Source organism: Streptomyces sp. GL_141 (genome assembly GCF_057834385.1).
In genome coordinates, this window is sequence record NZ_CM174402.1 from 2,760,687 (window position 1) to 2,781,128 (window position 20,442).

The 20,442-nt window shown below is 71.4% G+C and carries 16 protein-coding genes and 2 tRNA genes; 5 read left to right on the forward strand and 13 right to left on the reverse strand.

Annotated elements, in window-relative coordinates; translation table 11 throughout:
- Window positions 1-87: 87 nt before the first annotated feature.
- Window positions 88-504 carry a Fur family transcriptional regulator gene (locus tag AC3IX6_RS11670; RefSeq protein ID WP_489370057.1) on the forward strand — a complete coding sequence of 139 codons (417 nt, stop codon included), beginning with the start codon at window positions 88-90 and terminating at the stop codon, window positions 502-504.
- Window positions 505-622: 118 nt separating this feature from the next.
- On the opposite strand, the gene AC3IX6_RS11675 is transcribed toward AC3IX6_RS11670, so the two are convergent.
- From AC3IX6_RS11675 to AC3IX6_RS11690, 4 genes are all read right to left on the reverse strand, one after another.
- Window positions 623-696: transfer RNA gene (locus AC3IX6_RS11675), tRNA-Met, on the reverse strand.
- Between the two features lie 59 nt (window positions 697-755).
- Window positions 756-2,684 (reverse strand): tetratricopeptide repeat protein, encoded by a 1,929-nt coding sequence (locus tag AC3IX6_RS11680; RefSeq protein WP_489370058.1) that lies wholly within the window; start codon window positions 2,682-2,684, stop codon window positions 756-758.
- A gap of 202 nt (window positions 2,685-2,886) precedes the next feature.
- Window positions 2,887-2,960 (reverse strand) — tRNA-Met (locus tag AC3IX6_RS11685).
- A 44-nt stretch (window positions 2,961-3,004) separates the two neighbouring features.
- A complete protein-coding gene (locus AC3IX6_RS11690; protein WP_489370059.1) occupies window positions 3,005-5,917 on the reverse strand; it encodes a UPF0182 family membrane protein in 2,913 nt (970 codons plus the stop codon).
- 126 nt (window positions 5,918-6,043) lie between these two features.
- Here AC3IX6_RS11690 and AC3IX6_RS11695 point away from each other — a divergent pair, with 126 nt between their 5' ends.
- A complete protein-coding gene (locus tag AC3IX6_RS11695; protein ID WP_489370060.1) occupies window positions 6,044-6,616 on the forward strand; it encodes a PPA1309 family protein in 573 nt (190 codons plus the stop codon).
- Window positions 6,617-6,678: 62 nt separating this feature from the next.
- Here AC3IX6_RS11695 and AC3IX6_RS11700 read toward each other — a convergent pair whose 3' ends face one another.
- From AC3IX6_RS11700 to AC3IX6_RS11715, 4 genes are all read right to left on the reverse strand, one after another.
- Entirely contained in the window at window positions 6,679-7,770 is a 1,092-nt protein-coding gene (locus tag AC3IX6_RS11700; protein WP_489370061.1) for a YlbL family protein, read from the reverse strand.
- Between the two features lie 70 nt (window positions 7,771-7,840).
- A complete protein-coding gene (locus AC3IX6_RS11705) occupies window positions 7,841-8,053 on the reverse strand; it encodes a hypothetical protein (protein WP_489370062.1) in 213 nt (70 codons plus the stop codon).
- Window positions 8,054-8,181: 128 nt separating this feature from the next.
- Window positions 8,182-8,643, reverse strand: coding sequence for a molybdenum cofactor biosynthesis protein MoaE (locus tag AC3IX6_RS11710; protein WP_489370063.1), 462 nt, complete (start codon window positions 8,641-8,643; stop codon window positions 8,182-8,184).
- A gap of 171 nt (window positions 8,644-8,814) precedes the next feature.
- Entirely contained in the window at window positions 8,815-9,978 is a 1,164-nt protein-coding gene (locus tag AC3IX6_RS11715; RefSeq protein ID WP_489370064.1) for an SDR family oxidoreductase, read from the reverse strand.
- A gap of 193 nt (window positions 9,979-10,171) precedes the next feature.
- Here AC3IX6_RS11715 and AC3IX6_RS11720 point away from each other — a divergent pair, with 193 nt between their 5' ends.
- Both AC3IX6_RS11720 and AC3IX6_RS11725 read left to right on the forward strand, forming a co-directional pair.
- A complete protein-coding gene (locus tag AC3IX6_RS11720; protein WP_489370065.1) occupies window positions 10,172-11,566 on the forward strand; it encodes a zinc-dependent metalloprotease in 1,395 nt (464 codons plus the stop codon).
- On the forward strand, window positions 11,563-12,087 hold the full coding sequence (locus tag AC3IX6_RS11725; protein WP_489370066.1) for an NUDIX hydrolase: 525 nt from the start codon (window positions 11,563-11,565) through the stop codon (window positions 12,085-12,087). Before AC3IX6_RS11720 ends, AC3IX6_RS11725 begins: the two co-directional genes overlap by 4 nt.
- A gap of 79 nt (window positions 12,088-12,166) precedes the next feature.
- On the opposite strand, the gene AC3IX6_RS11730 is transcribed toward AC3IX6_RS11725, so the two are convergent.
- From AC3IX6_RS11730 to AC3IX6_RS11745, 4 genes are all read right to left on the reverse strand, one after another.
- The gene (locus AC3IX6_RS11730; RefSeq protein ID WP_489370067.1) at window positions 12,167-12,922 is read right to left on the reverse strand and encodes an AIM24 family protein; all 756 of its coding nucleotides are present in this window, start codon (window positions 12,920-12,922) and stop codon (window positions 12,167-12,169) included.
- Window positions 12,923-12,939: 17 nt separating this feature from the next.
- Window positions 12,940-13,620 carry an AIM24 family protein gene (locus tag AC3IX6_RS11735; RefSeq protein WP_489371416.1) on the reverse strand — a complete coding sequence of 227 codons (681 nt, stop codon included), beginning with the start codon at window positions 13,618-13,620 and terminating at the stop codon, window positions 12,940-12,942.
- 29 nt (window positions 13,621-13,649) lie between these two features.
- Window positions 13,650-15,284 carry a TerD family protein gene (locus AC3IX6_RS11740; protein WP_489370068.1) on the reverse strand — a complete coding sequence of 545 codons (1,635 nt, stop codon included), beginning with the start codon at window positions 15,282-15,284 and terminating at the stop codon, window positions 13,650-13,652.
- 139 nt (window positions 15,285-15,423) lie between these two features.
- Complete coding sequence (locus tag AC3IX6_RS11745) at window positions 15,424-16,047, reverse strand: M48 metallopeptidase family protein (RefSeq protein ID WP_489370069.1); 624 nt, start codon at window positions 16,045-16,047, stop codon at window positions 15,424-15,426.
- 138 nt (window positions 16,048-16,185) lie between these two features.
- Between AC3IX6_RS11745 and AC3IX6_RS11750 the strand changes: the two genes are divergently transcribed.
- Window positions 16,186-17,292: a TOMM precursor leader peptide-binding protein gene (locus tag AC3IX6_RS11750; protein ID WP_489370070.1), complete on the forward strand. Its 1,107-nt coding sequence runs from the start codon at window positions 16,186-16,188 to the stop codon at window positions 17,290-17,292.
- A gap of 5 nt (window positions 17,293-17,297) precedes the next feature.
- Here AC3IX6_RS11750 and AC3IX6_RS11755 read toward each other — a convergent pair whose 3' ends face one another.
- Window positions 17,298-20,417: a tetratricopeptide repeat protein gene (locus AC3IX6_RS11755; protein ID WP_489370071.1), complete on the reverse strand. Its 3,120-nt coding sequence runs from the start codon at window positions 20,415-20,417 to the stop codon at window positions 17,298-17,300.
- Window positions 20,418-20,442: the final 25 nt, after the last annotated feature.

Below are 20,442 nucleotides of genomic sequence, written 5' to 3' on the forward strand. Positions count from 1 at the left end.
CGATGGACTTTGTCTAAGTCAAGTAAGCATCCAAGTCGACACTGATTCGGGAGTTACACCGAATCCCCTCGCTGTTAGGCTGGCCGCATGAGTGACCTGCTGGAACGACTTCGCGGACGCGGATGGCGCATGACCGCACAGCGGCGCGTCGTGGCCGAGGTGCTCGACGGTGACCACGTTCACCTGACGGCGGACGAGGTGCACGCGCGCGCCGTGGACAGGCTGCCGGAGATCTCCCGCGCGACCGTCTACAACACCCTGGGCGAGCTCGTCACGCTGGGCGAGGTCCTGGAGGTGTCCACGGACCGGCGCGCCAAGCGGTACGACCCGAACGCCCACCGCCCCCACCAGCACCTGGTGTGCGCGCAGTGCGGGGCGATCCGCGACGTGCACCCGGCCGGCAACCCGCTGGCCGACCTGCCGGACACCGAACGCTTCGGCTTCGTGGTGTCGGCGGTCGAGGTCACCTACCGCGGGGTGTGCCCTTCCTGCGCGGGGGCGTGACGGGGACGTAGCCAATGAAGGGGGCCGGGGCTCGTCGAGCCCCGGCCCCCTTTGCCGTCTTTCCATGCGAAACGACCGAAGGCCCGGATCCAGGGGATCCGGGCCTTCGGTTCTTCAGTAGCGGGGACAGGATTTGAACCTGCGACCTCTGGGTTATGAGCCCAGCGAGCTACCGAGCTGCTCCACCCCGCGTCGGTAAACCTGACTCTACGCGAGCGTGGCGAGCAGATGCAAATCGGTTAACCGGCGGTCTACGCGGATAGCTCCTCGGCCAGCGCTTCGCGCAGTCGGGCAGCCCGTTCGGAGACCTCCGCGGGGCCCAGTTCCATGGCGCGCACGCACCACTTCTGCCCCTCCGTCAGGTCTCCCTGCCGGGCCGCGAGCAGTCCCAGCCGCAGCGCCGCGCGCCCGTGTCCGGCCACCGCCGCCCGGGTCCACCACAGCGCCGCCTCGGGCTCGTTGCCCTCGCGCGCCAGCAGCAGCCCCAGGTTGAAGGCGCCGTTGCGGGAGCCGGCCTCCGCCGCCTCCCGGTACCACCGCGCCGCGGCCCCCAGCTCGCCCCGCGCGGCGGCCAGCATGCCGACCCGGACCTGCGCACGCCGGTGCCCCAGCTCGGCGGCACGCTCGTACCACTCCTCGCTCTCGGTGCGCGCGGCTCCGCCCACCGACTCGCCCAGCGCCACCGGCTCCGGCGGCGGCGCCAGCGACTCCAGCAGCGCGGCCAGCCGGAAGGCGGCCTCCGCGCTGCCGCCGCCGGCCGCGCAGCGCAGGTGCCGTTCCGCCGCCCGCTCCTCGCCGTCGCGGACCAGCGCGATGCCGACCTGGAGCGCCGCGTCGGTGTGTCCCGCCGAGGCCGCCCGCTCGTACCACTTCAGGGCCGTCCGGTCCTCGTCCCGGCTGGCGAAGAGGATGCCGAGGTTGAAGGCGGCGTCCACGCTCCCCGCCTCCGCCGCCTTCGAGAACCACGGCTCCGCACCCTCCGCGTCACCGCCCTGGAGCAGCAGGATGGCCAGCGCGTTGGCCGCCTCGCGGTGTCCCGCGTAGGCGGCACGGCGGTACCACTGCTCGGCCGGTCCGGTCCGCTCCTGGGCGGCGCAGAGCAGCGCGAGGTTGTACGCCCCGTTCTGGTCGCCCGCGTCCATCGCGGCCCGGTACCACTTCTCGGCCGTCTGGGTCTCGCCGCGCGCGGCGTGCAGGGCGCCCAGCGCGTTCGCCGCGTTGCCGTCGCCGTCCTGCGCGGCCCGCAGCCACCAGGTGGCCGCGTTCTCCTCGTCGCCGGCGTCGCGCAGCAGGAAGCCGAGGGCGCAGGCCGCCCGCGCCTCACCCTGCTTGGCGGAGGTGAGGTACCAGCGGCCGGCCTCCTTCAGCTCCCCGCGCGCCTCCAGGAGCGCGCCCAGGTGCAGCCCGGCGCGCCGGTGGCCCCGCGCGGCGGCCTGCCGGTACCACTGCTCGGCCTCGGCCGGGTCGCCCTTGCGCAGGTGCCGGGCCAGCCGGTACGCGGCCTCGCGGTGCCCCTGCTCGGCGGCAGCGCGGAACCACCGCTCGACACCCTTGTCCCCGCGGTGCTCCAGCAGGTCGGCGAGGCCGTAGGCCCCCAGGGCGTGGCCGGATTCCGCCGCCTGGCGCATCCAGTACTCGGCGGCGGGCTCGTCGCCGCGCTCGCGGTAGTGGCGGCCCAGGGCGTGCGCGGCGGGAGCGGATCCGGCCACGGCGGCCACGCGCCACCAGCCGGCGGCCTCCTCGGGGTAGCCGCGCTGGTGCAGCAGTACGCCCAGGTTGTTCGCGGCCGCGCGGTCGCCCTCCCCGGTCGCTCCGCGCAGGTAGGGCTCGGCCCCCGCGAGGTCGCCGCGGCGCAGCAGGAGGGCGCCCAGTACGCTCATCGCGCCCGGGTCCCCCTTGTCGGCGGCGACCCGGTGGCGGGCCTCCAGCGCGGCGTCGCCGGCCGCGTCGGTCAGCCCGAAGACCGCGTCGTCGAACAGCGCGTCGACCGACACGACTGACACGTCCGACACGTCCGGCGTGGTCGGCGCCGCGGCCGTGGTCCGTACCGCCCGCGTGGTCATCGCGGTCCGCACGTCAACGGCCTGAGCCGCCCCATCGGCCTCCGCATCCGATTCGGAGTCCGCCCTCACAAACCGCCCTGTCTCCAGCAGAGTTGACCTGTCCCCCATAAATCCCATCGTCGCATCACCTGCTACCCGCGTACACCTGGTATGTCGCAGTGAGTGAGGTCACTACAGCGTTTTGTCGACATGCCCACAGAGAGACAAGTCAAACACGCTCACACCCCAACTCACCCACCCCAGTGACCCCGCGTCGGCGAAAAACTCGATTGGGCATGACGAAGGCCCGGATCCATCGGATCCGGGCCTTCGTCTTCAGTAGCGGGGACAGGATTTGAACCTGCGACCTCTGGGTTATGAGCCCAGCGAGCTACCGAGCTGCTCCACCCCGCGTCGGTAAACCAACAGTAGCACGACGCGGGGTGGAACCATTACCGCTATCCGCTGGGGGTCGGCGCGGGCGCCGGCACCTTCGCCTCGGCCTCGATCGCCCGCTTCAGCGCGGCCTGCAGATCGCTCTGGGCCTTGCCGTACGCCGCCCAGTCGCCGGCCTTGAGCGCCTTGTCGGCGGCCTCGACCGCCTTCTGCGCATCGGCCAGGGCCGCCTTGACCGTCGGGTCCTGGCTGGTCGGCGGCGGGGTGGTCCCGTCGCCCGGCGGAGTGGTCGTTCCGTCACCCGGGGGCGGGGTCGCCGACTCGGCCCCGAACACCACGTTCAGTGCCTTCTCCAGCGTGTCCTCGAAGGCCGTCTGGTCCCCGTAGGTCACCAGGACCTTCTTCAGCAGCGGGTACTTGAGACCGCCGCCGCGCACGTACACCGGCTCGACGTAGAGCATTCCCTTGTCGAGGGGGACCGTGAGCAGGTTGCCGTACTCCACCTGGGAGTCGCCCCGGCTCAGGATGTTGATCTCCTGGGCGATCTCCGGCTTGGAGTTGAATCTCGCCTGGACGAGCTTCGGGCCGTCCACCGGGTTCTGGGTGGGCAGCTTCAGCAGCTGGATCTTGCCGTAGTCCGCGGTGGTGGGATCGGCGTTGACCGCCATGAAGGCGCTCAGGTTGTCCCTGCCGTTCGGCGTGAGCGTCGTGGTGAGCGAGAAGGCCTGGTTGGCATCCTTCTGGCCCGGCATCTTCATGGAGAGGTAGTACGGCGGGACCGCCGTACCCGCCTTGGTGGTCGGGTCGTCCGGCACCGCCCAGACCTCGCTGCCGCTGAGGAAGGTCTGCGGGTCCGTGACGTGGTAGCGGGTCAGCAGCTCACGCTGGACCTTGAAGAGGTCCTGCGGGTAGCGCAGGTGCTCCATCAGGGCCGGCGAGATCTCCTTCTTGTCCTTCACCGTGCCGGGGAAGGCCTTCATCCAGGTCTTGAGGACCGGGTCCTTGGCGTCCCACTGGTACAGCTTCACCGTGCCGTCGTAGGCGTCGACGGTGGCCTTCACCGAGTTCCGGATGTAGTTGACCTGGTTCTCCTGCGCGACCACGGCGCGCTGGGAGTTGGTCAGCGAGTCCGCCGTCGTGTCCCCGAGCTGGGTGCGGGACGCGTAGGGGTAGCCGTTGGTGGTGGTGTAGGCGTCCACGATCCACTGGACCCGGCCGTCGATCACCGCCGGGTACACGGCTCCGTCGATCGTCAGCCACGGGGCGACCGCCTCGACCCGGGCCTTGGGCGTGCGGTTGTAGAGGATCTTCGACTTGTCGTCGATGGCCCCGGAGTAGAGGATCTGCGGCTCGCTGAAGGCCAGGGCGTACGCGGCCCGGTTGACCGGGTTGCCCAGGCTCACCCCGCTGTCGCCCTGGTAGGTGGTCTCCTTCTCGCCCGCGTCGTTGGCGTAGTCGAGCTCCTTCTGCGGTCCGCCGACGATCGAGTACTGCTTCGTCTGCTCGCCGTAGTAGATCCGCTGCTCGTAGTCCCCGAGGTCGCCCTTCGCCGGCAGGCCCGACTCGGTGAACAGCGGCTCGCCGTTCGCCGTCACCTCGGTGCCCTTGGCCGCGACCACGCCGTATCCGTGGGTGTAACGGAAGTGGTCGTTGATCCAGTTGTTCTTCGGGATGCCCGCGAGGTTGATCTCACGGAGCCCGATGACCGTGTCCTGGCCCTTGTACCGGTCGACCGCCAGCGTGGCCGGGAAACCGTAGTAGCCCTTGTTCTGCTGGAGCTGCTGGAAGGCCGGGGACACGATGTTCGGGTCGAGCAGGCGGATGCTCGCCGTGGTGTTGGCGTCCTGGCGGAGCTTCTTCTTGTCCGCGTTGGGGTCCGGCAGGCCCGGGTAGTCCGTGACCGAGGCGTCGGCGACCCCGTAGGCGTCGCGCGTCGCCTTGATGTTCTTCTGGACGTACGGGGATTCCTTGGCCTGCTCGTTCGGCTGGACCTGGAACTTCTGCACGATCGCCGGGTACAGCCCGCCGATCAGGATCGCCGAGAGCACCATCAGGCCGAAGCCGATGACCGGGAGCTGCCAGGTGCGGCGCCACAGCGTCGCGAAGAACAGCACCGCGCAGATCGCCGCGATGGCGACGAGGATCGTCTTGGCCGGCAGGTACGCGTTGGCGTCGACGTAGCGCAGGCCGGTCCAGTTGTCCGCGGCCTTGAAGTCGCTGGACTTCACGGCGAGGCCGTACCGGTCGAGCCAGTACGCGACCGCCTTGAGCGTGACGAAGAGGCCGAGCAGCACCGACAGGTGGCCGGTCGCCGCGGCGGTGGCCCGGGCACCGGGGCTGGTGACGCGCAGTCCTCCGTAGAGGTAGTGCACGACGGCGGCGGCGATCACCGAGAGCACGACGGCGGCGAAGCCGAAGCCGAGCAGGAAGCGGTACCAGGGCAGGTCGAAGGTGTAGAACGACACGTCCAGGTTGAACTGGGGGTCCTTCGTGCCGAAGGGCACCCCGTTCACGTACATCAGCCAGGTCTTCCACTGGCCCGCCGCCGAGGCGCCCGCGATCAGGCCGACCAGTGCGGAGATGCCGAGCAGCAGCCACTTGCGGTACGGCGCGACGGTCATCCGGTAGCGGTCGAGGCTCTGCTGCTCCATCGACATCGCGCTGAGCGGCGGCCGCAGCCGGTGCGCCAGCCAGATGTTCAGCCCGACGGCACCGGCCATGAGGAGGCCGAAGACGGCGAAGAGGCCGACCTTGGTCCACAGGGTGGTGGTGAAGACGGTGGAGTAGTCGACGGAGCGGAACCAGAGCCAGTCCGTCCAGAAGCCGGCGAACATGATGAACGCCATGGCCAGGACGGCCAGCACGCCCAAGGTCATCAGAAGAGTCCGGGCGCGCCGGGACGGGCGGCCGACTCTCATCCGTGGCCCGGAGGGGCCTCCGCCGCGGTCCGGCATCTGGAAAGCCAAGGTGCGCACCTCGAAAGTCGCTGTGTGTAAGTGATGCTGAGATTTTTCAAAGCATGGGCCCCCGATCGTAGAGCCCACTCATGCAACTTACTGAGGCTTTAGTCAGTTCCCGGTATCCGGTGGAAAGGAGGCAGGATGTTGCCCATGTCCAACCTTTCGCCGTCCCCCGGCACCCCAATGGCGGCAAGCCCGCTGACCCGTGCCGTCCTCGAAATCGACGAGTACGCCTCCACCCTCGGCTGGGACAAGCCCGCCCGGCTCTTCGCCCTGGTCGACACGGCCAAGCTGCGCAAGCAGGCTCCGGGCGTCGCCCGCCAGCTCGGCCTCGACCAGGACGACGCGGGCAAGAACCAGCTCACCCCGATCGAGCAGGACGAGGTGCCGGCCGGGACCCCGCTGGACAAGTTCCTGGGCACCATCGCCTGGCCCGACTCGATCCTCGGCTGCGCGCTGACCGTGGAGCGGCTGATGCTGCCGCCGTCCGCGGAGTCCTCCGTACCGGAGGGGCTCACCGACAAGCAGCTCGCCAAGTGGGTCGCCGGCCACCCCGAGCGCCAGGAGGTGCGGCTGACCGTGGGCGTCCTGCGCGACGGCTCGCGGGAGTCGGCCGTACGGCTGCGGGACAAGGACTCGGCGAACGAGGTGCTGACCGGCGCGACGCTGGTGCCGGGGCTCGCCGAGGCGCTGGCCGCGACCTTCCTCGACTAGCCGCGGCCTTCCTCGACCGGGCGCGGCCTTCCTCTACCGGGCGCGTCGCTCGCGGGACGCGGTCAGGGCTTGACGCTGCACTGCGTCAGTCCGGCCGTGTCCCCCTTGCTGATCTTCTCCAGCGCCTTCACGGCGTCGTCGATGGTGGAGACCTTGACGAGCGTCAGCCCGTCGGGCACGTCGCTCGCGGCGGAGGCGCAGTTCTCGGCGGGCGTCAGGAAGTACTGGGCACCGGCCTGGCGGGCGCCGATGGTCTTCATCTGGATGCCGCCGATCGGGCCGACCTTGCCCGCGTCGTCGATGGTGCCGGTGCCGGCGACGAACTTGCCGCCGGTCAGGTTCTCCGGGGAGAGCTTGTCGACGATGCCGAGCGCGAACATCAGCCCGGCGCTGGGGCCGCCGACGTCGGCGAGCTTGATGTCGATGGTGAACGGGAAGGTGTGGTCGGTGCCGGCCCGGATGCCGACGATGGCGTGACCGTCGCCCTCCGCCTTGCCCGCGATGATCGGGACCTTCGTCGTGCCGGTGGGCTCGCGGTGCGCCTTCTCGGCCTCGGCGGCCTCGGCCGCGGGCACGATGGTGAACTCGACGGGCTCGCCGGGATTGTGCTTGGTGACCAGCTTGGCCACGTCCTCGGGAGCGTTGACGGGGGTCCCGTCCACGGCCTTGATGACGTCTCCGGCGTGCAGCTTGCCCTCGGAGGGACTGCCCTTGACCACGGAGGCGACGATCACGCGGGCGGCGACCGGGATGCCGAGCTGCTTGAGGGCGGCCACCTTGGCGCTCTCCTGCGACTGGCTGAACTCCTCGGCGTTCTCCTGCGTGGACTCCTGCTCCGTCTTGCCGTCCGGGTACAGGTTCTCGTGCGGTACGACGATGTTGTCGCCCGCGGCCCAGCCGTACACGGCCTCCAGCAGGTTCATGTCGTAGTCCGCGCCGGTGACGCGGACCGTCGTCATGTTCAGGTGCCCGGTGGTCGGGTACGTCTTGTGCCCCGAGATGTTCAGGACGGGCTCGCCGTGCGAGTCCCCGAGCGTGTTCACGGTCGGGCCCGGGCTCATCTCGGAGTACGGGGCCTTCATGAACACTCCCGCGCAGAGCAGCGCGAAGAGCATGAGGGTGGAGGCGAGCATCGTCGCAGTGCGGCGTGGCATGGATCGACAGTACGTGACGGGCCTGACGAGCGGCCCCCGGGGCCGGTCCGTACGGGGGCCCGGCGCCGCGTCAGACGGAGTCGACGGTGTCCTTCTTGCGCTGCGCCTCCACGTCCGCCTTCGCCGCGCCCGGTTCGCTCTGGCCCATGGCCTCGCGGAACCGCGCGTAGCCCGCGAGCTCGGATATGTCACCGGTCGTGCGGTCGCGTGCCGCCCAGCTGCCCCATATCGCCGCTCCGATCGCGGCGAACAGCGGAATCAGCAACCACGCCAAAGACGCCATGGGCGTGTCTCCCTACCCCGAAGTACGTGTTGTTGGTGGCTTCAACGCTGCTGCCCGGGAGGGGGTTACGCAAATCGAGGGCGTGTTGCGCGTCCGAACGGGGCAATCGGCGGGCCCCGGCCCCTGCCTCAGCAGGCGCCGACCCACTCCTCCGTGCCGTCCGAGAAGGTCTGGTGCTTCCAGATCGGGACCTCGTGCTTGAGGTCGTCGATCAGCATCCGGGAGGCCTCGAAGGCCTCGCCGCGGTGCGGGCAGGAGACGGCGACGATCACCGCGATGTCGCCGACGGCCAGGTCGCCGATGCGGTGGACGGCGGCGAGGGCGCGGACCGGGTACTTCTCCACGACGCGCTCGGCGACGCGGCGCATCTCCGCCTCCGCCGAGGGGTGGCAGGAGTAGCCGAGCTGGTCGACGTCCGCCCCGCTGTCGTGGTTGCGCACCGTGCCGACGAAGAGCGTCGTACCGCCCGACGCATCGTCGCCGACGGCCTGGAAGACCTCGTCGAGCGAGAGCGGGGTCTCACGGATTTCGAGCAGCCGGATCGGGTCCGGAGCGGCGTGCTCGCCGGGGTGGTCGAAGTGCGGTGCCATACCTTCCATCGTGCCCTAGCCGCCGACCCGGCGGAATAGCAGTTTCACCAGGGCCCCACCGGCCCCCTTGGGAGCCTCCTACAGAAATCGCCTGGTGGCGGCGCCCAGGACCGTCTTCGGGGTCGGCCCGCACATACGGGCCGACCCCCGCCACATTCAGCCCCGCCGGGGTCAGATGCCCCGGCGCCGGCGCGCGGCGCGGATCGCGGCGGCGGCGCCCAGCAGCGCGACGGTGGCTCCCGCCGCCCCCGCGGCCGTCGCGTCCTTGCGGCCCAGCCGGCGCCCCGCGACGGTGTGTCGGCCCGCGACCTCCTGGAGGAGCTCCGCCAGCACCTCCTCGTTGGTCCAGCGCGGCCGCCATCCCGCCGCGTGCAGTCCGCTGACGCTGACCACCCACGGGTGCATCGTGTACGCGAGGTCCCCGGCCGGGGACGGGGTGAGGCCGATCCGGTGCAGCCTGGCCGCCGCGCCCAGGGCCACGGCCGACGGGAGCTCCATGCGGCGGATGCCGCTCAGCTCCTCGACCTCCTCCTGCTCCAGCCAGCCCTCGCAGCCGACCGCCAGCTCGCCTTCGACCTTCTCCAGGGCCGCGTACTCCAGCGCGCTGACCAGGTCCTCGACGTGGCAGAACTGCCAGGTCGGGCGGGAGCCCGCCACGACCAGCAGGCGCGGGGACTCGAAGTAGCGGGTCAGCGCGGTGTCCGTGCCGCCGACCAGTACGGCCGGGCGGACCACGGTGACGTTCAGGCCGGGGTGCGCGCGGGGAGCCCGGCGGCCCAGCCGCTCGATCTCCAGCAGGTCGCCGACGCCGGTCGCCTCGGCGGTGGCCCGCAGCTCGGCGTCCTCGGAGAGCGGGATGTCGTTGTCCGGCAGGGCCCCGTAGACCATGGCCGAGGTGCAGAGCACGACCCGGTGCACTCCGGCCGCCGCGGCGGCGGTGAGGACGGTCTGGGTCCCCCGCACGTTGTACGCCGTACGAGCCGCCGGGTCCGTCTCCAGGTCGAGGTCGAGGGCCAGGTGGACCACGACGTCCGAGCCGCGCAGTTTCTCCGCGATCGCGGGGTCCCGTACGTCCAGGAGGTGCCACTGCGCGTCCGTGCAGTCCCCGCGCCGCTCGTCGATCGCGACGACCTGCTTGACCTCCTCGGACGCGGCCAGCCTGGCGACCAGGGCCGCCCCCACCCCGGAGGCGGCGCCGGTCACGGCGATCACGGGGCCTCGGCGCGCGGAACCGCCCGGGTTTCGCGTCCGGCGAACGCCCTGGGCGTCCTCGCCGTGCTCAGGGCGGTTTTCCGGGCCCTGCTCGTCCAAAGCGTGCGGATCTGGGGAACTCACCAGGCGTCTCCAGCGGTTGTCTTCAGTAGGGACGCACCGTGACGCGCACCCACCAGTCGATGTCCATCCTGCCGCAGCCCAGGAGTCAGCGGAGCACCGAGCCCGGAAGCGGGTCTGGTGTCTACGCTGGGTGGTGTTGTCGAAACCCATGCCCGTCGGCTCCCGCCGGCGGCCCTACGAGCCGAGGAAACCCGTGAGCGACACCCCATTCGGATTCGGCCTTCCGCCCGAGGAGCCGGACAACGGCGACGAGGGCAAGAAGAAGGGCAACCAGGGCGGTCAGAGCGGCCCGAATCCGTTCGGGTTCGGCACGGGCCTGCCCGGCGGAGCCGGCGACGCCGACAACCCCTTCGCGGCCATGTTCGGTTCCATGAACCCGAACGACCTCGGCGCCGCCTTCCAGCAGCTCGGCCAGATGCTGAGCTACGAGGGCGGTCCGGTCAACTGGGACATGGCCAAGGACATCGCCCGCCAGACCGTGGCCCAGGGCACCTCGGACGGGGTCAAGGACGCCAGCGTGGGCCTCGCCGAGAAGTCGGCGGTCGAGGAGGCCGTGCGCCTCGCCGACCACTGGCTCGACGGCGTCACCTCGCTTCCGTCGGGCGCCGCCACGGCCGTGGCGTGGAGCCGCGCCGAATGGGTCGAGGCGACCCTGCCGGTGTGGAAGGAGCTCGTGGACCCGGTCGCCGAGCGGGTCGGCGCGGCCATGGGCGGCGTCCTGCCCGAGGAGATGCAGGCCATGGCGGGCCCGCTGCTCGGGATGATGCGCTCCATGGGCGGGGCCATGTTCGGCCAGCAGATCGGCCAGGCCGTGGGCACCCTCGCGGGCGAGGTCGTCGGCTCGACCGACGTCGGGCTCCCGCTGGGCCCGGCCGGCAAGGCCGCCCTGCTGCCGCTGAACATCGAGAGCTTCGGCAAGGACCTGGGCGTCCCCTCCGACGAGGTCCGGCTGTACCTGGCGCTGCGCGAGGCCGCCCACGCACGCCTCTTCGCGCACGTGCCGTGGCTGCGCTCGCACCTGTTCGGCGCGGTCGAGGGGTACGCGCGGGGCATCAAGGTCGACACCTCGAAGCTGGAGGACGTGGTCGGCCAGCTCGACCCGTCGAACCCGGAGCAGCTTCAGGAAGCACTCCAGGGCGGCATGTTCCAGCCGCAGGACACCCCCGAGCAGAAGGCCGCGCTGGCCCGGCTGGAGACGGCGCTCGCGCTGGTCGAGGGCTGGGTGGACGCGGTCGTGCACGAGGCCGCCAAGCCCCGGCTGACCTCGGCCGACGCCATGCGCGAGACCATGCGCCGGCGGCGCGCCTCGGGCGGCCCGGCGGAGCAGACCTTCGCGACGCTGATCGGGCTGGAGCTGCGGCCGCGCCGGCTGCGCGACGCCTCGCGGCTGTGGGCCTCGCTCACCGACGCGCGCGGCGTGGACGGGCGCGACGGGCTGTGGGAGCACCCGGACATGCTGCCGACCGCTTCCGACCTGGACGACCCGGACGGGTTCGTGCACCGCGAGCAGCTGGACTTCTCCGAGATCGACAAGATGCTGGGCGAGGCCGCCCAGAAGCGCGAGCAGGACGGCGACGACACCAAGTGACCCTGCACGATGACGCGGTCCTCGTCCTGAAGGGCTACGAGGGCCAGCCCGACCTGCGCGACGTCTACCTGGAGCACCTCGCGGCCCATCCCGACGGGGTCTACAAGCCCTGCCAGGCGGGCCACGTCACCGGCAGTGCGCTGGTGATCGACCCGGAGCGCGAGCGCGTCCTGCTGACCCTGCACAAGAAGCTGGGCATGTGGCTCCAGATGGGCGGGCACTGCGAGCCCGGTGACGCCACCCTCGCCGACGCGGCCCTGCGCGAGGCCCGCGAGGAGTCCGGCATCACCGCCGGGCTGGCCCTGCTGCCCGGCGGTCCGGTGCGCCTGGACCGGCACCCGATCCCGGCTCCGTGCAACTGGCACCTGGACGTGCAGTACGCGGTGCTGGCGCCTTCGGGGGCGGTCGAAGCGATCAGCGACGAGTCGCTGGACCTGCGCTGGTTCTCGTACGCCGAGGTGACGGAGGTGGCCGACACCTCGGTGGTGCGGCTGTTGGAGGCGACCCTGGCGCGGCTCTGAGCCGGCCGGAACAGCAGGAAGGGGCGGCCCCGCATCGGCGGGGCCGCCCCTTCCTGCTGTTCGTCCGTCCGTACCCGGATCAGTTCCAGGCGTTGTTCTGGTTCTGCGCGTGGGCGCCCTGCTGGCCCATGCCGAACTGCGCGGCCGCGCCCTGCCCGATCTGGGCGTTCTGCGGCGGGAGCGCCTCGCTGGGCTGGACCAGGGCGAAACCGGTGCCGAGGAAGCTCAGCTCCCAGCCCTCGCCGGTGTTGCCGCGCCGCCGCCAGACGCCGGTGGAGTGCGTCTGGGCCTGCATCTGCACGCGCAGCGAGGTGGACCAGGCGACGATGGCGTCCGCGTCGGCGTTGACGTACTTGTCGGGCGTGACCTGCATCATCAGCGGCTGCCCGGAGGTCATCAGCGCGACCTTGCCACGGCCGGTGATGTTGAGCTGGTACTTGCCGGAGCCGGAGATCCCGTACTGGCTGTCCACCGCGATGGCCTCGGTGTGCAGGGTGGAGTCCAGGGCCAGCACGTAGCTGCTGTCGACCGTGAGGCCTTCCTGGTCCACGTCCACGACGTGGACGTACTGCGCCAGGTTGGCCAGGTAGACCGTGCCCTGACCGGAGCAGCGCATCAGGTCGAGGCCCTCACCGGTGCGGGCGCGGGCATTGCGCTGGGTGGTGCTCTGGTACTCGCCGTCGAAGTCGATGATCCCCTGGTAGGCGACCATCGCGCCCTTGCGGGCGAGCACGTCGTCGGAGCCGGTCAGCGAGACCCGCAGCAGCTGCGGGTTCTGGACGGCGTACCGCTCCTGGGTCTGCGCCTCGGCGTGGGCGAAAAGTGAGCTCTGCATGGTGTGTCTTCTCCCCCTCAGCCCCGGGCCCGGAGCCGGTCGGTGCTGTCCTCGCTGGGCTGTACGACGACGATGCCCTGGCCGGAGAAGGCCATCTGGTAGGCCTCCCCGCTGCCCCGGCCGATCATCGACGAGGCCTTGAAGCTGCGCTTGCCCTTGACCTTGAGGTTCGGGGACCAGGCGACGAGCGCGTCGGGGTCGACGTACGTCTCGTCCTCGCCACGGCCGCAGTCGACCACGATCGGCGTGCCGCGCGAGGTGATCGCGACCCAGCCGGTGCCGGCGACCGACACGTTGAACAGGCCCTGGCCGGCGAACTTGGCCATGCCCTTGACCCGCTCGACGCCCCACTGGAGGTGGGCGTCGAAGGCGAGCAGGTTGGTGCCGTTGACGGAGAGCGAGTCGTTGTTGAGGTTGATCACGACGACGTCCGCGCCGTAGTCGGCGAGGTAGAGCAGGCCGTCGCCGGAGGCCTTCATCAGCGGGGCGCCCTCGCCGGTGAGCCACGCCGAGGCCATCTGGCGGACGGCCGGCGGGTTGGGCTCGTACTGCACGAAGCCCTCGTAGGCGACCATCGATCCGGTGCGCGCGAAGAGGTCCTGGCCGCTCTGCATGGCGACCTTGAGCATCGCGCGGCCGTGGTTCTCCATGCGGGCCGTGACGGGGGTCGGGGCGTAGCCCGCGAGCTGCTGGTTCATAGCGTTCATGGCATTCATGTGGGGCTCCCTCAGACCTCGTACGGCTGGACGACGATGAAGTTGCCGGGAGCGCCGCGGAACTGGAGGTTCACGGTCTCCCCGCTGTGGCCGGGGTAGGCGTTGCGGCGCAGCCGGACCTGGCTGGAGATGATCACCTGGGCAGCCGAGGACCACGCGACGATGGCGTTGCTGTCCGCGAAGGTGGTCGGGGTGACGGGCAGGACGACGGGCACGCCGTGCGTCTTGACGATGACCGTGCCGGTGCCCTGGAACTGCATGGTGAACAGGGCGCCGCCCGGGATGCCGTGGCCCTCGATGCGGCGGATCTCGTGCTGGAGCGACTCGTCGAAGGCGAGGACGTTCTCGGCGGAGACGCAGATGCCGTCGCCCTGGAGCTCGATGGCGTGCAGGTGGGCGCCGTTCTCCGCGAGGAAGATCTGCCCGCGGCCGGAGCAGCGCATCAGCTGCATCTCCTGGCCGGTGGCGTTGCCGACGACGCGGCCGGCGAAGCCCGCGCCCTTGTAGCTGAAGTCGACCTTGCCCTGGTAGAGGACCATGCTGCCCTGGCGGGCGAGGACGGCCTGGCCGCCCATGGCCAGGTCGACGCGCATGAGCTGCTGGTTCTGCGGGGTCCAGCGGGCGCCGGTGGGGGCTTCCTTGTACGGCTGGAGGGCCGCCGCGAGTCCGGCGCCGGTGGCGGGCACCGCCTGCGGGGCCTGGCCGTAGCCCTGGGGCTGCTGGCCGAAGCCGGGCTGCTGGCCGTACGGGGGCTGCTGCTGGCCGGGGACCTGGCCGTACGAGGGCTGCGGCTGCTGCCCGTACGGCGCGGGGGCCGGGGCCGGCGGCGGAACCTGCCCGTAGGGCGCGGGGGCGGGCGGGGCCAGGGGGGCGCCCATCGGCGCCGCCATGGTGGGGGCCGCGTGGACGGGCTGCTGGTACGGCGCGGGGGCCGGGACCTGCGCCGGGGCCTGCGCGGGCGCCGGCGCCTGGGGCGGCGCACCGAAGGAGGGTGCCGGGGCCGGGGGCTGCGCCTGGACGGGAGCGCCGAAGGACGGCGCCGGGGCGGCGGCCTGCGGGGGCGGGGCGAAGCCCGGCGCACCGGCCGGAGCCTGTGCCTGCGGCGCGGGCTGCTCCTCCTCGGCGACCTCGCCGCCGAAGTTCTGGAGCAGCGCGGCGAGCCCGCCGTCGAAGCCCTGGCCGACGGCGGCGAAGCGCCATACGTCCTTGAGGTAGAAGTCGCCGATCATCAGCGCGCGCTCGGTGCTGAACTCCGAGCCCGAGAAGGAGTACCGGACGACCTCCTCGCCGCCCGCCACGACGCGGATGTAGCCGGGGCCGATCTGCGACATCTGTCCGGCGCCGTCGATCGAGGCGGCGAAGGAGAGCTTGTGGATGTTGGCCGGAATGCGGTCCAGGGTCACCCGGAAGGATTCCGTGTCGCCGGCCTGCGTGCCGAGCTGCTGGATGGACTCCTCCGGCGACTTCGGCTGGTTGAAGAAGACGAAGTAGCGGTCGTCCGAGAGCTGTTCGTTGGCGTCGAGGCCGAAGCAGCTGATGTCGATGGCGAGCCCGGGCCCGGCGATCTGGACACCCACGTAGAGGTCCGTGCCCGCCGTCAGATCACTGATTTTGGCCTTGTGACCGCGTTGGAATTCCCTGGCCATACGTAAGACCGTCCCCCATCCCGACTGTGAATGCGTGCCGCTCAGGCTAACGCCAACCTCGGACATCCGGCCAAGTCGGTACCGACCCGGTACATATCACGAGGCGTGACATCCCGGACGCATAGCGGGCAAATACGGATCATTCCTCCCGGGCGGCCGGGACTTTCGGAAGGCGTTCGGCGGCGACGACCCCTTCGAGGTACCCGCGCGCCCGCTCGGTGCGCGGATACGCCTCCAGCAGCTCCCAGAAACCGGGGCCGTGGCCGGGCACGAGGAGGTGCGCCAGCTCGTGCAGCAGCACGTAGTCGACGACGTACTCCGGCATTCCCTGGATGCGGTGCGAGAGCCGGATGCTGCCCTCGGCCGGGGTGCAGGAGCCCCAGCGGGTGTTCTGATTGGTGACCCAGCGGACCGTTCGGGGGCGGGCGCGGCCGTCGAAGTACTGCTCGGACAAACGCTCGGCGCGCTCGGCGAGTTCCGCGTCCCCGAAGGTGCGCTTGCTCTCCTGGGCCGCCAGCTTGTCGAGCATGACGCCCACCCAGCGCTGCTCCTCGGCCTCGGACATCCGGGCAGGGATGAGGACGACCGTACGATCACCCTCGCGGTAGGCGGATACGGTCCTTCGGCGGCGTGCGCTCCGGCGGACTTCGACGGCGCGCTGTGGTGGATCGGCGGACACGCCATGACGGTACCCGGTCGCCGCGGCGGAAGTCCCGCCCCTCCCCGGGTCGAACACGAACCGTTGCGCAGTCGGCGGCAGCATTCATTTCATATACCTAATACCCCTCACCTGTGGACAAACTTGCGCAGGCTTTTCGCGGGACGGGCAATCTTGCGGAAAGCGACGCGGCCTCAGGGAATGCGGCGCGTGAATCGAACCGCGAATCGAGGGAGGACCGCGATGTATCCGAAGGTGAAGCCGGCGCTGGCACGGGCCTGGCGGGATCTGCAGACGGTGCAATTCGGTGTGACGCCCGCCCACGCGGTGGTGCTCGCGCCGGTGGACACGGCGACGGGCTCGCTCCTCGACCTGATCGACGGAACGCGGGGCATGGAGCTGCTCCGGTCGGAGGGCAAGGGGATGGGGCTCCCGGACGGCCGGGTCGACGAGGTGGTGCGGAGGCTGGCGGCGGCCGGGCTGCTCGACGACGCCACCGCGGGCGGCCCCCGCGCCCAGGCGGTGCGGGACCGGCCGGAGGCCCTGGAGCGGCTCGGCCCGGACCTGGGGTCGCTGTCCTTGGTCCGTCCCCGGCCGGGCGGGGACTTACAGGGTGTCGCCGCCCGCCGGGTGATACGGGTTCAGGTGCGCGGGAGCGGCAGGGTGGGCGCGGTGATCGCCTCGGTCCTGGCGGGAGCGGGCATCGGCCGGGTCGAGGTGCTCGACGGGGGCCGCACGCAGCCCGCGGACGTGGCGCCCGGCGGTCTGGGCCCCGGCAGCGTGGGACGGCTGCGCGCCGAGGCCGCGCGGACGGCGGTCCGCGACGCGGCTCCCGGCCGCGGGCCGCGGACCGGGGAGAGCGAGGGGCCGGAGCCGGGGCTCGCGCTGGTGGTGATCGCGCCCCGGGACGGCCTGCAGTCCTGGGCCCCCGATCCGCAGACCGCGGCCGACTGGGTCACCACCGGCACCCCTCACCTCTACGCGGGGGTGCTGGAGGGCACCGGGCTGGTGGGGCCGCTGGTCCTGCCCGGAGCCACGGCCTGCGCCGGCTGCATGGAGCGCGACCGGATCGACCGGGACCCGGCCTGGCCGCGCATGCTGGTCCAGTGGCGCTCGGCCCACCGCCGCCGCACCGCCGCCGCCTGCGACCTGGGCCTCTCCACCGCCGTCGCCGGCCTGGCCGCGGCCCACGCCCTGTCCTTCCTCGACGGCGAACTCCCCGCCTCCACCGCCACCCGCTGGGAGGCCTCCCTCCCCACCCTCGACTGGCAGTCCACCCCGGTCCAACCCCACCCCGACTGCCCGTGCGAGGCGGCGAAGGTCCCGACGGGGCAGGGGGTGGGGGCATGAGGGGGCTATGGGGGAGGCGGGGCCGTGAGCCGGTCCTCGAGTACCTGGCAGAACCCCTCGATCCGGGGCTCGGCCGCCGGGACGACGGGGACGAGGCTGCGGAGAGCGATGAGCAGTTCGCGCGTCTCCCCCGGGTCCGGGTCGGCGTCCAGGAACTCCGCGAGATACTGCTCGGCCTGTTCCCAGCGTGGCCAGAGGCAGTGGGCGAGCAGGAGGTTGCCCACGGCGGATGCATGGCATTCTCGGGCACGGAGGGGGCTCAGCAGTTCGACGACGCGCGTCAGGTGCTGGTCACGGTCCGGGTGGCGGAGGGCTTCCATGACTACGGCCAGTTCGTAGTGCGTCCAGGCCTTGGTGGGGTCCAGCTCCGTGGCGCGGGAGAGTTCGGCGAACGCCTCTTCCCGGTGGCCGAGGAGACGGTGGAGCACGCCGCGGGAGGTGAGCAAGGAAACGTCAGCGGGACGGAGTTCGTCCGCGCGGGCGTAGGAGGCCAAAGCCGCCGCGTAATCGCCCAGCATGCGGTGGCAGCCGCCGCCCCTCTCGATGGCCCGGCTGTCGTCCGGGGCGATCTCGACGACTCGGTCGAAGTCGGCGAGCGCCCTCTCGAACCAGCCGAGCCCCATGAACACCCTTGCGCGCAAGTCGAACACCCATGCCACGTCCGGCAGCAGTGCGATGGCACTGTCGAGGTCGGCCAAGGCCTCGGTGTACCGCTTCAGAGACAGGAACGTCTTGCCCCTCAGGCCGAAGGCCGATCCGAGGCTCGGGTCGAGTTCGATGGCCCTGGTGTAGTCCGCCAAGGCCTCTTCGAGCCGACCGGCCATCTGGTGGACGTCGGCCCTTCCGGCCATGGGCCAGGCCTCGTCGGGCTCCAGCTCGGTGGCCCGCGTGAGGTCGGCCAGGGCCTCCTCGTACCGACCCAGATCACGGGAGGCGCGCCCACGGCTCGCGAAGGCCCAGGCGTACTCTGGGGCGAGCCCGATGGCCCGGTCGAAGTCGTCGAAGGCCTCCTCGTGGCGCCCCATCGACTCGAACGTCCCTGCCCGGTGCACCAAGGTCCAGGCGGCGTTGCCGGGTTGGATGACCACCGCCCGCGCGAAGTCGGCCAAGGCCTCCTCGTAACGGGCCGCCGCATGGTGGATCGCGCCGCGTCCGGTGAGCGCCAGCTGATGCTCCGGATCCACCTCCAGCACCACGTCGAAGTCGGCCAGGGCCTCCTGGTGCCTGCCCGACGAGTAGTGCAGCAGCCCTCGGTTGGCCAGGCTCATGACGTGACGGGGCTCGAGTTCGACTGCCCGGGTGTACTCGGCGATCGCCTCGTCGTACCTCCGTGTGAGCTCGTAGGTCCTGCCCTTGCCGAAATGGGTGAGCTCGTGGGGAGACAGGGCGAGAGCCTGGGTGCAGTCGGCCAGGGCCTGCGCGAACTCCTGCGCACCGCGGTGGTCCCGGCCGCGCAGGGTCAGGGCCCTGGCCCGCCCGTCGGTGTCGAGTCCGGCACGGGCCAGGAGCAGCGTCAACACCTCAATGCTGGGGGCTGGTTTATCCAAGGCCACCCTGAGCTCCCCGGACCAGCGGTTCAGGTCCTGGGAGTCCGTGTCGCGGCCCGCTGCGGCGAGGACCGCGATCCAGCGGCGGAGGGTGGCGATGCCGTGGCCGTAGGCGTCGACGAGGTCCCGCAGGACGGCCGGGAGGGTGGTGCGGGGGTCGGCGCAGAGGCGGTGGTAGGCCTCTTGCAGGCGGTGGCCGCGCCAGGTTTCGTCCGACCACCACCCCTCGGCCGGGGCCGTCGCCGCCTCCAAGTGCTCGCGGCGCCGCCGGAAGGCATCGGCCAGCCGGGTGTGGAGCTGCTCCCACCGGATCGGGGACTGTCTGCGCTGCAGGCGCAGCATCGCGCCGCGGACCACCTCGTGGTAGCGGCAGTGGCCGGAGCGGTCGGTGACGAAGGGCATCGACCGGAGCCAGCCGAAAAGTTCGGCCGCCTCCTCCTCCACGGCCGCCCGGTAGACGTCCTCGTCCAGCTCCTGCGGGAAGGCGCAGGCCAGGGCCGCGGCCCTGCGGGCGGGGTCGGGCACCCACTTCAGGAACCGCTCGACGGCGGTGCCGCTGGGGTCCCCGATCTCCTCCAGCTCCTCCACGCTGCCCGGCTGTGTCTCGGCCAGGGTGGAGACCAGGACCGGAAGGCGGCCCGACAGGCGCAGGATCACCTCGACGACCCGCTCGTCGGTGACCCCCTTCCCGGTGAGGAGGCGGCGTGCCTCGGTCTCGGTGAAGACCTCCAGCGGCCAGTCGGTGACCAGGTCGTGCCAGTCCTCCCAGGTGCGGGCGGCCAGATTCGACTGCCCGGCCAGGGTGACCAGTACGTTCGCGGGGAACTCCCCGTAGCGTTCGCTGCCGAGCACGTCGCGGAGCCAGGTGTCCAGCATCGGTCCGGTGCGCTCGTAGGTGTCGAAGAACAGCACGATCCAGGGGTGTTTGCGTGCCGCCTCGGCGAGGTCTTCGAGGAACACCGGGGTGAGCGTGTCCAGCGGGGAGAGGACCAGCTCTACGTCGCCGTGGTTGCGCAGTCGGGTGCTGAGGAGGGCCTTGACCCGGTCCGCGCCGGCGGCGACCTGGTTCGGGTCGACGACGCCGGTGAGCGCGCCTACGCCCGGGATCATGCCGAGCCCGGCGAGGCCGAGTTGCGAGGCGATCACGGTGGAAGGGGACGGAGGCGGGGCGCCCCCGGTCACCGGATCGGGTCCGGTGCCGGCCGCGAGGACTCCCGCGTCGGCCTCGTGCCGGCGCTGGCGATAGGTGGCCAGCAGCTTGTCGAAGGCCTTCATGGTCAGGCCGCGCTGGGCGAACTGGGCGCTGACTACTTCCATCGTCTCGATGACGTCCGCGACCGACTCGTCCACGTACGCGGTGACCGCCCCGCCCTCGCGGGCGATGGTCTCCAGGTGCCGCACCAGGGTCGACTTGCCGACTCCCGCCGGGCCCCGGACGTGGAAGAGGAACTGCGCCGCCTCCTCCGGGGGCTGGCGGAGGGCGTCGCGGAAGGCGTTCACCTCGCTCTGCCTGCCGATGAAGCCGCCGGAACGGCGTCGCCGGATCAGCTCCTGCCTCGAAGGTCCCCGTCCCGCCATCCCCCAGCACCTCCACCACCCGAAC

Bases quoted from the DNA above. Each gene is read 5' to 3' on its own strand.
- AC3IX6_RS11670 (WP_489370057.1), top strand. From the start codon at position 88: ATGAGTGACCTGCTGGAACGACTTCGCGGACGCGGATGGCGCATGACC.
- AC3IX6_RS11680 (WP_489370058.1), bottom strand. From the start codon at position 2,684: ATGGGATTTATGGGGGACAGGTCAACTCTGCTGGAGACAGGGCGGTTT.
- AC3IX6_RS11695 (WP_489370060.1), top strand. From the start codon at position 6,044: ATGTTGCCCATGTCCAACCTTTCGCCGTCCCCCGGCACCCCAATGGCG.
- AC3IX6_RS11700 (WP_489370061.1), bottom strand. From the start codon at position 7,770: ATGCCACGCCGCACTGCGACGATGCTCGCCTCCACCCTCATGCTCTTC.
- AC3IX6_RS11705 (WP_489370062.1), bottom strand. From the start codon at position 8,053: ATGGCGTCTTTGGCGTGGTTGCTGATTCCGCTGTTCGCCGCGATCGGA.
- AC3IX6_RS11710 (WP_489370063.1), bottom strand. From the start codon at position 8,643: ATGGCACCGCACTTCGACCACCCCGGCGAGCACGCCGCTCCGGACCCG.
- AC3IX6_RS11730 (WP_489370067.1), bottom strand. From the start codon at position 12,922: ATGCAGAGCTCACTTTTCGCCCACGCCGAGGCGCAGACCCAGGAGCGG.
- AC3IX6_RS11735 (WP_489371416.1), bottom strand. From the start codon at position 13,620: ATGAACCAGCAGCTCGCGGGCTACGCCCCGACCCCCGTCACGGCCCGC.
- AC3IX6_RS11740 (WP_489370068.1), bottom strand. From the start codon at position 15,284: ATGGCCAGGGAATTCCAACGCGGTCACAAGGCCAAAATCAGTGATCTG.
- AC3IX6_RS11745 (WP_489370069.1), bottom strand. From the start codon at position 16,047: ATGCTGCCGCCGACTGCGCAACGGTTCGTGTTCGACCCGGGGAGGGGC.
- AC3IX6_RS11750 (WP_489370070.1), top strand. From the start codon at position 16,186: ATGTATCCGAAGGTGAAGCCGGCGCTGGCACGGGCCTGGCGGGATCTG.
- AC3IX6_RS11755 (WP_489370071.1), bottom strand. From the start codon at position 20,417: ATGGCGGGACGGGGACCTTCGAGGCAGGAGCTGATCCGGCGACGCCGT.